The sequence below is a fragment of the Nocardia yamanashiensis NBRC 100130 genome (assembly GCF_001613325.1).
In the GTDB taxonomy this organism is placed as follows: domain Bacteria; phylum Actinomycetota; class Actinomycetes; order Mycobacteriales; family Mycobacteriaceae; genus Nocardia; species Nocardia yamanashiensis.
This window is the reverse complement of sequence record NZ_BDCD01000002.1, coordinates 466,471-482,608: the sequence shown is the minus strand read 5'-3', so window position 1 is coordinate 482,608 and position 16,138 is coordinate 466,471. Positions and strand designations below refer to the sequence as shown.

At 69.3% G+C, this 16,138-nt stretch carries 12 protein-coding genes; 3 read left to right on the top strand and 9 right to left on the bottom strand.

All coding sequences use genetic code 11. The annotated features are described in order from the left end of the window. Nucleotide 1: 1 nt before the first annotated feature. From NY1_RS02280 to NY1_RS02270, 3 genes are all read right to left on the bottom strand, one after another. Complete coding sequence (locus NY1_RS02280; RefSeq protein WP_067707331.1) at nt 2-868, bottom strand: ABC transporter permease; 867 nt, start codon at nt 866-868, stop codon at nt 2-4. Next, entirely contained in the window at nt 868-1,722 is an 855-nt protein-coding gene (locus NY1_RS02275) for an MlaE family ABC transporter permease (RefSeq protein WP_084534551.1), read from the bottom strand. Before NY1_RS02275 ends, NY1_RS02280 begins: the two co-directional genes overlap by 1 nt. Before the next feature lie 147 nt (nt 1,723-1,869). Further along, entirely contained in the window at nt 1,870-3,534 is a 1,665-nt protein-coding gene (locus tag NY1_RS02270; RefSeq protein WP_067707328.1) for an alpha/beta fold hydrolase, read from the bottom strand. Nucleotides 3,535-3,844: 310 nt separating this feature from the next. On the opposite strand from NY1_RS02270, the gene NY1_RS02265 reads away from it, so the two are divergent. Beyond that, complete coding sequence (locus NY1_RS02265) at nt 3,845-4,846, top strand: AraC family transcriptional regulator (RefSeq protein WP_169815298.1); 1,002 nt, start codon at nt 3,845-3,847, stop codon at nt 4,844-4,846. A gap of 174 nt (nt 4,847-5,020) precedes the next feature. Continuing rightward, on the top strand, nt 5,021-6,622 hold the full coding sequence (locus NY1_RS02260) for a GMC oxidoreductase (protein ID WP_067707321.1): 1,602 nt from the start codon (nt 5,021-5,023) through the stop codon (nt 6,620-6,622). 48 nt (nt 6,623-6,670) lie between these two features. Here the strand turns inward: NY1_RS02260 and NY1_RS02255 are convergent, their stop codons facing one another. The 6 genes from NY1_RS02255 to NY1_RS02230 all read right to left on the bottom strand — a co-directional run bounded on the left by NY1_RS02255 (nt 6,671) and on the right by NY1_RS02230 (nt 13,378). Beyond that, complete coding sequence (locus NY1_RS02255) at nt 6,671-7,687, bottom strand: nitroreductase family deazaflavin-dependent oxidoreductase (protein ID WP_067707318.1); 1,017 nt, start codon at nt 7,685-7,687, stop codon at nt 6,671-6,673. A gap of 131 nt (nt 7,688-7,818) precedes the next feature. Continuing rightward, complete coding sequence (locus tag NY1_RS02250; protein ID WP_157575193.1) at nt 7,819-8,769, bottom strand: carboxymuconolactone decarboxylase family protein; 951 nt, start codon at nt 8,767-8,769, stop codon at nt 7,819-7,821. Between the two features lie 16 nt (nt 8,770-8,785). Continuing rightward, nucleotides 8,786-9,904, bottom strand: a complete 1,119-nt coding sequence (locus NY1_RS02245; RefSeq protein ID WP_169815297.1) for an FG-GAP repeat domain-containing protein — start codon at nt 9,902-9,904, stop codon at nt 8,786-8,788. Nucleotides 9,905-10,067: 163 nt separating this feature from the next. Next, nucleotides 10,068-11,375, bottom strand: coding sequence for a tetratricopeptide repeat protein (locus NY1_RS02240; RefSeq protein ID WP_067707310.1), 1,308 nt, complete (start codon nt 11,373-11,375; stop codon nt 10,068-10,070). Between the two features lie 7 nt (nt 11,376-11,382). Then, nucleotides 11,383-12,984: a DUF4331 domain-containing protein gene (locus NY1_RS02235; protein ID WP_067707875.1), complete on the bottom strand. Its 1,602-nt coding sequence runs from the start codon at nt 12,982-12,984 to the stop codon at nt 11,383-11,385. Between the two features lie 115 nt (nt 12,985-13,099). Beyond that, nucleotides 13,100-13,378 (bottom strand): DUF4242 domain-containing protein, encoded by a 279-nt coding sequence (locus NY1_RS02230; RefSeq protein ID WP_067707308.1) that lies wholly within the window; start codon nt 13,376-13,378, stop codon nt 13,100-13,102. 172 nt (nt 13,379-13,550) lie between these two features. On the opposite strand from NY1_RS02230, the gene NY1_RS45050 reads away from it, so the two are divergent. After that, nucleotides 13,551-16,133, top strand: a complete 2,583-nt coding sequence (locus NY1_RS45050) for an ATP-binding protein (RefSeq protein WP_267888390.1) — start codon at nt 13,551-13,553, stop codon at nt 16,131-16,133. Nucleotides 16,134-16,138: the final 5 nt, after the last annotated feature.

Sequence of the window (16,138 nt, the reverse complement as noted above, 5' to 3'; positions counted from 1 at the left end):
CCTACCCCGGGAATTCGATCGAGGAGTTGACGCCCCACAGCAGCAGCGTCAGCACCATGTCCAGACCGACGATGGCGACGAAGCTGGCCCGCACCGCGCGCCCGGAGGCGATACCGACGCCTTCCGGCCCGCCGGAGGCGAAAAACCCGTAGTAGCAATGGATCAGGATGACCGCGACCCCGAACACCAGGATCTTCACCACCGCGGCGAGCACGTCGTAGCCGCTGGTGAACTGGAAGAAGTAGTGGTCGTACACGCCGCCCGCCTGCCCGTGCAGCAGCACCACCACGGTGGAGCAGGCCAGGTAGGACAGCATGAGCGCGATCAGGAAGGTGGGCACCACGGCCACCGCGCCGGCGATGACGCGGGTGGTCACCACGAACGGAATCGACCGCAGGCCGAGGGATTCCAGGGCGTCGATCTCCTCGGAGATGCGCATGGATCCGATCTCGGCGGTCATCCGGCACCCGGCCTGCGCCGCGAATCCGACGGCGGCGGCGATGGGCGCGAGCTCGCGGGTATTGGCGAACGCCGACACCACGCCGGTGACCGGACCGAGCCCGAGCATGTCCAGGGTGGTGAAGGTTTGGATCCCCACCCCCGCGCCGATGGCCAGCCCCAGCACCACCAGCATCGGCACCGTGCCGCCGCCGACGATCAAAGAGCCACGGCCCCAGGTCATATCGGTGATGGCCCGCAGCGTCTCGGCGCGATACCGCCGCAGCGTCAACGGAATCCCCGCCAGCGCCTGCACGACGAACCCGAGCATGAACCCGGCGTTCTCCAGCGGCGTGAAAGCCCGATCGCGCCGCTGATACAGGCGCACAACCCAATTCAGCCCGCGCGGGGCATACGGTGCGGCCGTCATCACGCCACCCGCACCGGCACGAACATGGCGACCACCTGCGTGATCACCAGGTTCACCACGATCACCGACGCCACCGACAGCACCACCGCCGCGTTCACCCCGTCGGCCACCCCGCGCGGCCCGCCCCGGGCCTCCAGCCCGCGCTGGCAGGCCACGATCACCACCAGGAACCCGAACAGCACCGCCTTGGCCAGCGAGATCCACACATCCGTCAGCACGGTGAACGCGCCGAAGGTGGCCCAGTAGCTGCCCGGCGTCACGTTCTGCGCGCCGATGGCTACGAAGTAGCCGGCCACGATGCCGACGAAGATGATCAGGATATTGAGCAGCGGGGCCACCAGCACCATGGCCGCCACCCGCGGAATCACCAGCCGGTGCACCGGATTGATGCCCATGGTGCGCAGCGCGTCGATCTCCTCGCGCACGGTGCGCGCCCCCAGATCCGAGGCGATGGCCGAGGCCCCCGCCCCGCCGAGCAGCAGCCCGGTCGCGATCGGCGCGCCCTGCTGGATCACCCCGAGCCCGCCGGCCGCGCCGATCAGCGAATCCGCCCCCAGCTGATGGATCAGATTGCCGACCTGCACCGACACCACGACCCCGAACGGCACCGCCATCAGCACCGCGGGCAGCGCGGTGACCGTGATCAGATACCAAGCCTGATACAGCATTTCGCGCCACTGGAACTTCCGCGCGAGCACATCGGACACCGTGCCGCGCAGCGCTTCGACGCCGAGGTCGACGGTCCGGCCGAAGGTGCGCAGGCTCGCGATGGCGACGTCGGAGAAGTTCTTGCGGACGATCTGCAGGGCCGTGGTCGTATCGCCCCGCATCCGGGCCGGCGACTCGGTCTGCATGTGATGCTTCCTCCCTGATGTCCCCCCGGGGCCGAGCCGGAAAGCGCCCGGCCGAAGGTCTTTCGTGCACGGTATGCAGTGGTCGCGATGCTGCCCATGGCACTGGCAGCCACGCGGTTGACACTTTCCGACTGTGCGCCGCGTCACTCAGGAGGCGAGCGGCAGCACCGGCCGATGGGCGCGCACGAACTCCGCCAGGGCGGCCGCGATGGGTTCAGGCGAACCGTCGGCGCGCGGATCGGCGCCCGCGGCCACATCGCAGTGCAGGTAGCCGGGGAACCAGTGCGTGTTCTCCGGGTACACGCCCAAGTCGGTCAGCGCCCAGGTGAAGCTGGACTCCCCCATCAGGTTGACGTACGGCAGCCGCGCCGCGCCCGCCTCGTGCCGGACGGGCGCCAGCGAACCGGTCCGGCAGCCGGCGAAAACAGCGGTGGCATCGAGGCTTTGACGGTTCGGGAAGTAGTCCTCGAACACATTGAGCCGCCCGCCCGCGAGCATGGGGGCCAGTTCCGCCAGGCTCACCACTTCGCTGGCGGGGGTGGCGACGGGAATGCCCGTGCGGGTGGCTTGCCGCGGCGCGTCCGGGCCGCCGCAGCGGTCGTAGTCGCGCCAGCGGTACAGCTCGTCGAAAGAGGTCGGGCTGTAGCGGGGGCCGGTACCGCAGAGCGCCCGGTACAGCGGGCGGATGCCGGGACGCTGGCCCATCTCGTAGGAGACCGGGAAGCTGCGCGGGGCGACGGCCTCGCTGTCGAGGACGCCGCAGCTCATGGACAGCACCCCCATATTGATCGAGGTGTGCGCGCCGCCCACCAGCCCCAGCAGGGCCTGATTGGTCAGCCGCAGCTTGCGGTAATCCGGTGCGCCGGTGACGAATTCACGCCAGGTCCGGGCGGTGGAGCCGCGCAGCACCAGGCCCGGGGTGCCGGTGGCGGGCAGCAGTCGCAGGATGTCGGTCTCCTCCTCCGGCGCCTGCACGGCCGCCACCGCCACCGCCGCGATCAGGGCGAAGGCTTCGGGATTGCCCCAGCCGCCGCGCAATACGGCGGTGCTGCGCGGCAGCAGCCCGCGCCGCATGGCCGCCGGGATCCGTTCGACACCGCGCGCCAGCGGCCGCAGTGACCGGGCCAGCCACGGCCGGGCGGCCAGCCGCAACGGGTCCAGATGCGTCACGGTGTCCAAGGCGATCAAACCGGCGATCTGCTCGTGCCCGGGGCGGCCGTCGAAATCCCAGGCCGCGTAGGTTCCGGCCTGGATGCCGCCCAGCGAATGCCCGCCCAGGAAGACCTTCTCCGCGCGGACGTCCGGGTCGGGAATCTCGCGGCACAGCACCGCGTGCACGTCCTCGACCGTGCGGGCCATCCCGAATTCGGCGAGGAATCCCAGCTCACGATCGGGCCGGAAGCCCGCGAACCGCCGGCCGCCGACCGTGCGGCCGCCGTAGTAGTAGTCGAACGCGAGGTGGTAATCCCCCTCGGCCATGGCCACCTCGATGGCGGAATGATCCTCCACGCCATTGGCGCGGCGGTCGATCACCCACACCTCGGCGATCAACCCGGCCTCGCCCAGCATGCGAATCGTATTGCGCCCCAGCGGTTGCAGTGACCGCGCCCCCGCGATGGCCCCGGGCAGCAGCACGATCACCGCGTCGGCGCGCGCGGGATCGTCCGGGGCGTCCGCCCACTTGATCCGCAGGTGCCGCAGTTCGTCGCATTCGTCCGGATGACTCGGGAAGCCATCCGATAGCGGGAGCGTCTGGGTCACCATGCTCAGCTGGATTCCATCGGTGCTCGAAAGCCGCTCTTCGGTGCGCATCGCCCCATATCTCCCTTGATCGCGGTACCGGTCCACAGTCGGGACAGCGTAGGAGAATTGCCCGGAAAACGGCCGCTACCGGGGGAAATGAGGCGACTTCGGCACATGGTGTGGCGACTGAAGTCAAGTTCTATCGACTGAACGCTACCGTCTGATACACATAGTTCTGTAAGTTGGACCACACCGCACCGTGTGGAGTTGTACATTTCGCCACATCACGTGCCGGAGTAGTTGTTGGTAGGACGTCGATGAGGACACCGCGCACATGTTCGACTGGGATTTGCTGAGGAACACCTCCAGCGTTCATATCTTGACGCGTCTCGCGGAGGAGCGCGGCATACCGGCCGCGGTCTGCCTGGCCGGAACCGGGATGGAGCCGGCCGCCGTGCTCGACCCGAATTCCGAGATCACCGCCCGCCAGGAACTCACCGTCGTCCGCAATCTGCTCACCCACTGCGGGGATGTGGCGGGCCTGGGCATCGAGGCGGGCGGGCGCTATCACATCTCCATGTACGGTCCGTGGGGTCTGGCGCTGCTGAGCAGCCGCACCCTGCGCGACGCGGTGGACGTGGCGCTGAAGTACGTGGAACTCGCCTTCGCCTTCGGCCAGGTGGAATTCGAGGAGCGGGACGGGCGGGCGCATCTGCGCTTCGACGATCACGAGGTGCCCGCCGATGTGCGGCCCTTCCTCACCGAGCGGGTACTGACCGGCATCCACACCCTGGGCCGCGAATTGTATTCGGTCGGAATCCCGTTCGACCGGGTGGCCTTCCGGCACGACGCGCCCAGCGACACCAGCCGGCACGTGGCCGCGTTCGGGGTGGAACCCGAGTTCGGCGCGGACTGCAACGAAGCGGTTTTCGATGCCATGTTCCTGGATCTGCCACTGCCGCAAGCCAATGAGTGGGCGCGCGGCACCTTCGAGCAGTTGTGCCGGGACCTGTTGACGCGCCGGCAGGCCCGCACCGGGATCGCGGGGTCGGTGCGGGACCTGCTGGTGCGGGATCCGGGCGAGATCCCGGATCAGGCGGCGGTGGCGGCCGAGCTGTACATGAGCCCGCGCACGCTCTCGCGCCGGCTCAACGAGGAGGGCACCTCGTTCCGGGCGCTGCTGGACGAGATCCGGCAGATGCTCTCCGAAGAACTCCTCGACCGCACCGATATGACCACCGACCAGGTGGCGGCCCGGCTCGGATACGCCGAGGCCGCCTCGTTCATCCGGGCCTTCCGGCGCTGGAAGGGCTGCCCGCCGCAGGAGTACCGGGCCCGTGGGGCGCGACCGGCGCCGGGGCGGGTGCCCGAACCGGTGTAGCGGAAACCGCTGCGTTATCGACTGTTTCGGACAGCGGGTTGACCCGGTGCGCCAAGGTGGGACCAGCGCGTGCTTCGGCTTGAACTGTCAATCGCACGTCCGCCTGTGCTCTGGCCGATCGCTTCGCGCCCCCGCTACCGTCCCCCGGGATATCGGTAGCGTGGAGGTCACGACGTGGATGGTTCCCAGTGCGGGCACGAGAATTTCGACTTCGACTGGATCGTGGTCGGCAGCGGCTTCGGAGCCAGCGTGGCGGCGCTGCGCCTGTCCGAGAAAGGATATCGGGTCGGCGTGCTCGAACAGGGGCGCCGGTTCGAGGACGGTGACTTCGCCGAACGCGCCACCCAATTGCGCCGCTACGTGTGGCTGCCCGCGCTCGGTTTGCGAGGCATTCTGCGGATCGCGCCCTACCGGCACGCCATGGTGCTGGCCGGGGTGGGCGTCGGCGGCGGCAGCCTGGTGTACGCCAACACCATGTATCAACCCGACGGCGACGACTTCTACCGGCATCCGCAATGGGGTGAATTAGCCGACTGGCGTGCGGAATTGGCGCCGCACTTCGCGACCGCGAAGCGGATGTTCGGGGTGGAGCCGTATCAGGGCGCGCGGCCGGTGGACGATCTCATGCGGGAACTGTCGGTGGAACTCGGTGTGCCGCACGGGTATCGGCGCACTCCTATCGCGGTGTACTTCGGGGAAGCCGGAAAGACCGTTCCCGACCCGTATTTCGACGGCGTGGGACCGGCGCGCACCGGCTGCGTACGCTGCGGGCAGTGCATGCTGGGCTGCCGGTACGGGGCGAAGAACAGTCTGCCCAAGAACTATCTGTGGCTGGCGGAGCGGGCCGGGGCCGTCGTGGTGCCCGATTCCAAGGTCGTCGATATCGCGCCGCTGGGCGACGGGACCGGCGCGGACGGCTATCGCTTGACGGTGCGTAGGCCCGGCGTATTCCGGCGGGGCCGAAGGGAATTCACGGCGCGCGGGGTGGTGGTCGCGGCGGGCGCGCTCGGCACCAATGAGCTGCTGGCCGCGTGCAAGCGGAGCGGTTCCCTGCCCGCGCTCTCCGATCGGCTCGGCGAGGTGGTGCGCACCAATGACGAATCGATTCCGGCCGCCTCCACCGTGGCCGCCGACGCCGACTATCGCAGCGACGCGGCCATCACCTCCAGCATCTTCCTGGACGAGCACACGCATTTCACCAACAACACCTACGGGGACGGCGGCGCGCTGCTGTCGCTGGTGTACGGCCCGGCCACCACCGCGGAGTCAGCGCTCGGGCGCTGGGCGCAGTTCCTGGCCGGATATCCGGGCTATCTCTGGGAATTGGCGCGGCGACGGCACTGGTCGCGGCGCACGGTGATCTTCACGGTCATGCGCGGCACCGATGTGGCGCTGCGGCTGCGGCGCGGCTTCGGGCCCGGGCGATTGCAGACCGAGGCGGCCGGCGCGGCCCCGAGCGGAGAGACGGCCGTGCAGCTCGCCCGGCGGGTGGCGGCGCTGGCGGCGCGGCGCATGAACGGACGACCCCTCGCTTCGGTGGGCGAGACGCTGGGTTCCGCACCGATGACCGCGCACTTCCTCGGCGGCGCGGTCATCGGCAAGGACCGGGAGCACGGCGTGATCGACCATCGGCATCGGGTGTTCGGGTACACCAACCTGCTGGTTTGCGACGGGTCGGCGGTGCCGGCGAATGTCGGGGTGAATCCGAGCCTGACCATCTGCGCGATGGCCGAGGCCGCGATGGCGCACGTACCGAATACCGTTGCGGCGCAATGACAGCGCGGCGGGCCGGACGAGCGATCGCCTCCGGCCCGCCGGCCGGATTCAGTCCACCAGGTCCGCGACCAGTACCTGCACCAGTCGGGTGTAGCGCCGGACCGCGGCGGGCAGTTCCGTCGCACCGGCGGCGTCGACGATGCGCGGGTTGACGAACTTGCGCGTGGTGCGCCGGTAGGTGGCCGAGCCGCCGCCCGCCGCCCGGATATTGCGCAGCCAGTCGGCCTTGCTGCCGTACGGGAGCGGGACGATCAGCAGGCCGTCGGCATAGTTGGCGACCACCGGATTGACGTACGGCTTACCGGATTTGCGGCCCTCGTGGTGAATCAGGCTGTACGGCGGGATCTTTCCGGCGTACAGCCGCGTGAACGGGTTGACCACATAGCGATTGAAGGCGGGCAGCCAGCCGGGCGCGATACCGTCGCCGGTGCCCTGATCACGCACCCATTTCAGCGGACCGCGCTGCCACATACCGGGTTCGGGTTCGATACCGTGCGTCTTGAGCAGCATGGCGAGCATCTCGTAATGCCCGACCAGCATGCACAGGTCGGCGATCTGCGCGGGCGACAGGTGCTCGGCCAGCCCTTCGAAGGTGGCATCGGAGATCATGCGGTCGGCGTGCAGTTCGTCCACCGCACGCAGCAGCAGGCGTTGCCGCCCGGTCCATTCCGGGGCGTCGGGGCCGGCACCGACGCGTTCCACGGTGGCGGTGGACAATCCGCTGAACCGGGCCGCGTACACGTGGTGGTGCCATTCGTAGCGGGCCGCCGTGTTCCAGGCGGTGCGCAAAGTGGCCAGCTCACAGTCCACGCGAGTCAGCTTGCTGCGGAACACGAGCCGGATGCCCAATGGCGCGTAGGCCAGCGCCAGACCCCCGCTGCGGCCCATCGCCTCCAGAACCTTGATCCGGCCGCCGCCGCCGATCCGCCCGCCCAGGCGCCCGATCAGCCAGGGGAAGGTGTCCGTCTGCCCGAACCTGCCGAGCTCGGGCATACGCTCGGTCGCCGCCGCCCGCCAATGCGGTGCGGCATCGCTCGGCGCGGCGACATCTGTCTTCCACTGCACGGCTGTGTCCTTCCCTCGAGATCCGCGGGCGGCGCGCCCGGGCCTGGCGAGCCTAAGAAGCCGCCGCGACGCCCGGCCAGTACGCGAATCGCCACCTGATTGACGATCGATGCCAAGCGAATTCGACGTGCTCACAGCGAGCGGGCCCGGGCCATGGTGTTCGCGATCATCTCGTGCGTGCGATAGTGCCCGACGAGCACGCACATTTCGAGGATCTGCCGAATATCGAAGTACCGCAGCAGTTCCCGCCAGGCTTCGTCGGACAGGAAGAACTCGCGGTCCAGCTCGGTCACGGCAGTCCTGAGGAACCCGGGCGTATCCGGATCCGCCGGGAAGTTCAACGCCGCGATGACAGCGGCGGCATCCAGGCTGCTCAGCCTGGCCATGGTGCGCCCGTACCAGTCGAGGAGGGCACGTAGGGGCGGATGGGCGGCCAGGGCGGCGTTCCCGGGCGTCCACGGCCGGGCGCCATTCAGTCCGGGTGCCCGGTCGCGTGTTCCGGTGCGCCGCCGGCGCGGCTGAGCGCCGCGGCCGGACCGCGGCCGCCCCAGCAGCGGTTCCGGCGGCATGCCCGCACTCTCCTCCAGCATGCCGAGCAGCTGGTAATGCGCTGTGATGAAACAGATTTCGACGAGCTCCCGATCGCCGAGCCCGAGCAGCCGCAGGCGGGCGATGGTCGGCGCGGCGATGACCAGGTCGGTGTGCAGTTCGTCGACCGCGCGCAGCAGCGCCGCCTGGCGCTCGTTCCAGCGCGAATCGGCCGGCCCGGCGTGCACCGCGTCGAGAAAGCCCGCGCGCTCCCGGATCCGCGCCCACAGCGCGTGCACCGAATAGTGGTAGACGTGCCCGGCATTCCAGCTCGCCCGCAACACCACGAGTTCGATATCGCGATGCCGCAGCGAGGCAACCAGCGCCTGCCCGAACTCCGCCGGACCCTCGAGCAGGAACAGCACCGCGAGCAGGCGTGGATGCAGCGACCCCATCCAGCAGATCTGCGTGGAACCCGGCAGCGGATAGCGCAACCAGCCCCAGCGTGGCCGGGCGCGCACGATGCCCGGCTCCGGCCAGCCCAATGCAGTCATGATCGTGTCCCCGTCGTCAGTTGTGCAGGTAGTACGACAGCCACGGGCCGATCATGGGCGCGGCGACCAGGTCGAGTTTGCCGTCGCCGTCGAGATCGACCGGTTCCACCGATTCGACGGTGGCGGGCGCGGAATGCCATTCGGCGCGTACGAAACCCCCGGCCCCGTCACCGCGCCACAGGGTGACGCACATGGTGATCGAGTCGGCCGTCACCAGGTCCGCGCGGCCGTCACCGTCGAAATCGGCCAGCGCCAGTCCCGCGTTGCCGGGCGTGCCGATCATCCAGTTCGACTGCCGTGGGCCGTCTTCGCCGCCCATCCATACGTTGATGCCGCCCAGGCTGGTCACCCCGACGATATCCGCGCGGCCGTCGCCGTCGAGATCGGCGACTCGGATGGCCTCCTGCACCAGCTCCGGCGCGAGCAGTGTGCGACCACGGCCGAAGGTGCCGTTCCCGTTGCCGTACAACACGTTCAGGACCACCGGGAAGCCGCCTGCCACCACGATGTCGGGATTGCCGTCGCCGTCGAAATCCGCGGTCTCGAGGCCGACGCTGGCGAAACCGGTCAGCAGCGACGTCGCGGTGAAGGTCCGGTCGCCGTTGTTCCGGAACACGGTGGCGGGTGTCGCGGCCACCGCGAAGTCCGGGCGGCCGTCGCGGTCGAAATCCGCGATCCGGATCGCGCCCGGGGCGATACCGAACGCGAAATACCTTGCCTGGTGGTCGAATCCGCCGCTGCCGTCCCCGTACAGCACCACCACGTCACCGATGGCGTTCGCGACGATCAGGTCCGTCCGGCCGTCGGAATCCAGATCCCCGGCCGTGATCCCGTCCGGCAGCACGCCCGTCGCGAGGTACCGTCCCGGTTCGAAGGACCCGTCCCCGCGCCCGGCCAGCACCCGGACCCCGAAACCGCACAGATCCGTCATGGCGACGTCCGCCCGTCCGTCGCCGGTGAAGTCGCCGGTCGCGATCGCTTCGGCCGTCGGCGAATTCCCGCACACCGTGACCGCGGTACTGCGCTCGGCCCCGAACACCGGCGGCCATCCCTGCGCGGGGGCCGTTGCCGCGATCGCCACCTGCACGACCGCGGCAACCGCGCCGAGCGCCACCGCGCCGCTCCTTCGGCCCATGAACATTCGGCCCTCCCAAGGCTGCGGTGGCGTCCTGCGACGGTATCGGGACGGCGCGGGGTGGGCCTTGACGATGGCGGCCACGTGGCTGACCGAACCGGCCAGCGCATGCCGGCGCGAGAGCCGCGCTCGGCGAGCACGCGGCTCTCGCGTCGAGCCTCGATCAGCTCGGACCGGTGAGCGCCGCGAGGGTCTTTCGGGCGCTGTCGGCGTGCAAGGGTGAGAAGTAGGGGTTGATGCGGAGGGCTTCGGACAGGACGGCGGCCGCTTCCTCGGTGCGGCCGAGTGCGGCCAGGATCATGCCGCGGTGGTAGGTGAAGGTGGCGCTGTGGTAGCCGAGGGCGGTGGTGCGGTCGGCGTAGGTCAGCGCCTCGGTGTCGCGGCCCGCGCGGTGCAGGGCCCAGGCCAGGGCATCGGTGGAGATGAGGTTCTGGCGGCGGGCGTATTCCAGCTGGGCCAGGCGGACGGCTTCGGCGGGGTCGCCGTGGTCGGCGGCGAGCAGGGCGGAATCGATATTGTCGATGGCTCCTTCGGCGGCCATGGCCGCGAATCTCGTTGAAACATCGGCGAATCGGAGCGCGGCGGCGTCGGGGCGACCGGCGGCCTCGAGGAGTTCGCCGTATTCGATCAGGTATTCCGGTAGCGGGCTGGCGGAGGTGAGCTGTGCATATTCGTCGATGGCGCGGTCGAGCTGACCGCGAGCGGCGAAGACCTTGGCCTGACCCTGATGCAGTGCGGCACTACTCGGATCAGCCAATAGTCCTGCGCGGTACTGTGTTTCGGCCTCGTCGAGACGTCCGCTATTGAAGGCGAGCTCACCGAGGTGGTATCGGCAGTAGGCGATCTGATCGCCGCTGTAGGCCGCCGCGAGCGCCATTTCCAGGGCCGTACGGGCGTCGTCGACGCGGCCGTGGAGTTCGAGGTCGTAGGCGGCGCGGGTGAAGGACGCCACGCCGGGACGCAGATCCAGCATGCGCTGCACCGCGGCGGTCGCGGCGTCGGTGTCGCCGAGCTGGGTGTAGGCGTCGACCAAAACGCCGTAGACATCGGTGCTGTCCGGGCGCAGTGCGAGGGCCTGCTGACCGTAGTCGCGGGCCGCGCCGAAATTGTGCAGCGCGTTGGCGAGTACGCCGAGACCGATCAGGGCATCGGCGTTGCCGTCCGGACGCAGTTCGAGGGAGCGGTCCAGGGCGCGTTGTGCCGCACCGTAATTGGCGGGGTCGCCGGTGATCCGCGCCAGTTCGACATACGACGAGCCGAGCTTCGCCCAACCGGCCGGGTTGGCGGGGACGCGGTCCAGGTCGCGGCGCAATCGGTCGATCTGCGCCGCCAGTTGCTCGCTCGGCACCGAGGCGACGGCCACGGGGTGCGGGGACCGGCTGGTCACCGCGAACGTCGTACCGACGACCGCGGCGACCAGACCGGCCAGAACGCACAGCGCCACAAGCGATTTGCGGAGTGCGATGGTCATGACGAACTCACTGACGACGCCGGCGCAGTAACAGCCAGCCGCCGGTGGCGAGCACGGCCGCGACCGCGGTGCCGCCCGCTGCCACCGGAATCAGCGAACCGCCATCCGCAGAACTCGCGGATTGCGCTGCGGCCGGGGTGATTCCGCCCGCCACCGACGACGCGCCCGCCAGACCCTTCGACGGCAGCGCCACATACGGGAAGGTGTCGGAGAACTTCACGTCATTGGCGTTCACCTTGTCCCCCGCGGCCAAGGCCTCGACCAGCTTGCCGGACTGCGCCGCGCCCTCCACCGCCTGGACCGCGATATCGACCACGTCGTCGGTCAGCCGCCGCCCGTTGGGGAAGCCCTGCAGGTCACCGGCGAGCACGCCGAGCCGTTCGGGCTGCTTCGCCACCGGCACGGACATGTTGAGCCGCAGCATCTCCGACGGCTGGAAGGACTTGGCATCGGCATCGGCGTTGAGGACCTGCGAGTTCAGATCCGCCTGGATGGGCGGCGCGCTGCCGTCCAAGGTCGGGGCCTGCTTGGCGATACCGGTCAGGAAGATCTCGACCAGGTCGTTGCGCGGACCCTTCGGCGCGGGCACCTTGTAGATCGACTCGATCAGCTTGGCCAATTCCGGATCCGTCACGCGCGCAACGACTTCCGGAATGGTGGCGTCCTTGCTCGGCGACAGGCTGTTGAACGCGTCCTTCAGCGCGGATGGGACGATGACCTCGTTCACCAGCGGATTGCCCAGGCGCGAGACCTGCACCGCCTCGCCGACCGGTTTGGCCTCGCCCGGGCTCAGCTGCAATGTGCGCCGTTCGGTATCGCTCCACACCCCGATGACCGGGTTGCGGGTGGCGTTGCCCTTCAGTGCCAGATCCTTCATAGGCACCTGCAGCACAACGGTATTCACGTTGTACCCGGCGAGAGTGTCCGTCCCGACCTCGGACAGATTGCCGCCGTACAGCAGGTCGAACACCCGCAGGTCCAGGAAGAACGGATCCTCCGCGGCCCCCACGTACACCGATCCGCCGCCCGGCAGGCTCTGGGTCGCCTGGCTGCGCAGCGGAGCGTAATCCGGGATCGACGCGGGACCGGTGTAGGAAGGCGCGGCGGTGCCTTCCACCACCGGCCGCCAGTCGTCGACACCGTGGCTGACCGACAGCTTGTAATTCTGCCGGAACAGCAGATTCTCGTCGTTCAGGCTGGTGACGGGACCGTTGTTGTACAGGAACGTGGAGCCGCCGCGCCGGTCGTCATTGCTGAACGTGACCCGATAGCTCACATCGGGTTTCCCGTTCCCGTCATTGTCGATATTGATGTCGTAGTTGGCCTCCGTGGCCCACGGATAGAAGTTGGGCCCGCCATTGGGCTCCTGTAGACCGAACCAGTTCGCGACGATGGTCACTGTATCCGGCTTGTCCGGGCTCACGAACGCGTACACATCGGTGTTGTCCACCGCCGGATCCGCGGCGATCAGCGGCGCTTCCCGATGGCTGGACGCGGCGGCCGTGGGCAGCACCAGCCCGCCCACCGACCCGCTGAGGACGATAACGCCGGACGCCGCCAGGGCGCCCGCCGCACGACGCCGGGCGCTCCGGCGAGATTTTCGAGACATGAGATCTGCTTCCATTGGGTGACAGCGGCTTCCGAGCCGCTAACCCATGCTCGATCCCACACCCCCGGCGCCACATCGGTCGATCGACCTATCCCGTCTCTCCGGATCGCGGGGGTCAGTGCGCGGGGGCAGAATGCGGGCCGAATTCGTCGGCGACCACGGTGACCAGGTCGGCGGGGAAGCCGCCGCGGCGGGCGTGCTCGCGGATGGCTTCCGGGTCGTCGGCCTCGTGCAGGCAGTAGATCTTGTCGCCGGCCACGTAGCTGGTGATCCAGCGGTAGGGGACGCCCAGGGAAGTCATTGCGGCATTGGACTTCTCGGCGATGGCGGCGAGATCGGCGGGGGTGAGGTCGGACGCGCCGGGGATCTCCCGCTCGATGAGGAAGCGCTTCATGATTCGTTCTCCTGTCGGTGGGCCGGCCGGGGTGACCGGTGACTTCTACGGTCGGGCATCGGGGAACGGATCTCATGGGGGGTGGTTCCCTATCTTGCCGATCGCGGGCCCGCACCGATCCCGGCAAAGGCGCTGTTGGGGCGCCCGGTGCGCCGGTAAAATCCCGGATGTGATGCTCACCGAGCGCGAGAACGAGCTCGGAGAGCTCATCACCCGGGCGGACCAGGCGCGCGCGGGGCGGGGCGGGGCGGTCCTGGTGTGCGGGGAATCCGGGGCGGGGAAGACCGCTTTCGTGGAGACGTTCCTGGAGCAATGGGGTGGCGGCGAGCGGGTGCTGTGGGGTGCGTGCGATCCGCTGTCCACGCCGCGGCCGCTGGGTCCGCTGCACGATCTGGCCGGGCATTTCGACGCCGGCACGCGGGAATTGCTGAGCGGCGGGGATCAGTCGTACGACATTTTCGCGGCGGTGTTCGAAGCGCTGCGGGGGACGCCGACGGTGCTGGTCGTGGATGATCTGCAGTGGGCCGATCAGGGCACCATCGATCTGTTCCGGTTTCTGCTGCGGCGGATTCGGCAGACGTCGCTGCTGCTGGTCGGGATCGCTCGCGATGACGAAGTGGGGGTGAGCCATCCGCTGCGCGGGCTGCTCGGTGATATCGCGCGCTCCGCGCAGGCGCACACGCTCACCGTGCCGCCATTGAGCTTGGCCGCGGTGACCGCACTGGCCGGGGACCGGGCCGTCGATCCCGCGTGGCTGCACCGGGTGTCGGGCGGCAACGCGTTCTTCGTGACCGAGATGCTCGACCATCGAGGCGGCGACCTGCCCACCACCGTGCGCGACGCCATCCTGGCTCGCACCGCCGGATTATCCACCGCCGCTTGGGATCTGCTGCACCTGCTCACCTGCGCGCCGGGCGCCATCGCCGACCATCTGCTCACCGATCTCGGCGTCACGCTGCCCGCGCTGCGCACCCTCGACGAGGCCAAACTCATCAAACGCAATGACCGCGGCGTGGCGTTCCGGCACGACCTGTGCCGGCTCGCCGTCACCAGCGTCATCCCGCCCGGCGCGGAACCGAGCCTGCATCGGCGCTTCATCGCCGCCCACTACGCCTCCGGCAATCCGGACCCCGCCGTCATCACCCACCACGCGCTCGGCGCCGGTGACCGCGAGCTGATCACCAGCGCCGCCGCCGAAGCCGGCCGGGTCTCCGCCCGCTCCGGGGCGCACACCCAGGCCACCGAGTTCTTCCGCCTCGCGCTCGAACAGCACAATCTCCCTGCGGCCACCGAAGCCGACCTCCTCGAACTGCTGGCCGCCGAGTACTACCTCACCGATCGCCTGGACGACGCGATCACGTCCTGCCGCAATGCCATTCGGCTGCGCGAAGCCATGAACACCGCACCGGCGGTCAGTGCCGACCACCACTCCCTCGCTGTCTACGAGTGGTACAACTCCAATCGCGCCACCGCCGACGACCACGTCGCCGCCGCGATCGCGGTCCTCGAAAGCGACAGCGCGCCAGCCACTCCCGCACAGGCCGGGCATGCCATCGCCATGCAGGCGTTCCTGGCCGCCCAATCCACCCGGCTCGACGACGCCGCAGATCTGCTCGCCCGCGCCCGCGAAATAGCCGACGCCGCAGGCGATCCCCTGCTCCACGTCCGCATCGATATCATTTCCGGCTGGTGCGCGGTGCTGGCCGGTAAACCCACCGCCCGCACCGACCTGCTGACTCTGCTCGCCGCCGGTCCCCGCCACATCGACGAAATCTATTCCAGCGGCTACACCCATCTCACCTTCTTCGACGTGGAACAACGCCGCCTCACCGCCGCCGGCGAACTCCTCGACACCTGCCTCCCCCTCATGGTCGACAACGACCTCCCCGTCTGCCGCGTAGTCCAACTCGGCTCCCGCAGCCGCTTGAAACTCCTCACCGGCGACTGGCAGGGCGCCCTCACCGACGCCGATACCGTCCTCGACGGCCCCAGCGCCCCTTTGGCCCGCGGCTGGCCCCTCCTCATCCGCGCCCTCATCGCCCTGCGCCGGGACGGCGACGACCACGGCGCGATAGACGAAGCCTGGACCCTGGCCCGCCGCTACGACGAACCCATCCGAACCCTCCCCGTAGCCGCCGCCATAGTCGAAAAGTGCTGGCTCACCGGCACCCCCGACCCCCGCCTCGACCACTGCCGCGCCCTCTACGACTCTGTCCCCGCCCTCGGCCTGGAATGGGCGCGCGGCGAATTGGCCAGCTGGCTCACCCGAATCGGCGACCACCCCGACACCACCACCGTCGCCACCCCCTACCACCTCCTGGCCACCGGCCACCACCAAGCCGCCGCCACCGCCTTCGATGCCCTCTCCACCCCCTACGACGCCGCCCTGGCCCTAGCCGACTCCGCCGAAACCCCCTCCCTCCGCAAAGCCCTCGACACCCTGGACCGCCTAGGCGCCACCGCCGTAGCCGCCAAACTCCGCCGCACCCTCCGAGCCACCGGCGCCCGAGACATCCCCTCCCCCCGCCGCCCCACCACCCGCTCCAACCCCCTAGGCCTGACCACCCGCCAACTAGAAGTCCTCCGCCTCCTCGAACAAGGCCTGACCAACGCCGAACTAGCCGCCCACCTCTACCTCTCGATAAAAACAGTCGACCACCACGTCTCCGCCATCCTCACCAAACTCCAAGTGTCCAAACGCCGAGACGCAGTCCGCCGAGCCAGAGAAGCCGGCATCCTCCCCGAACCCCACTGACCCCT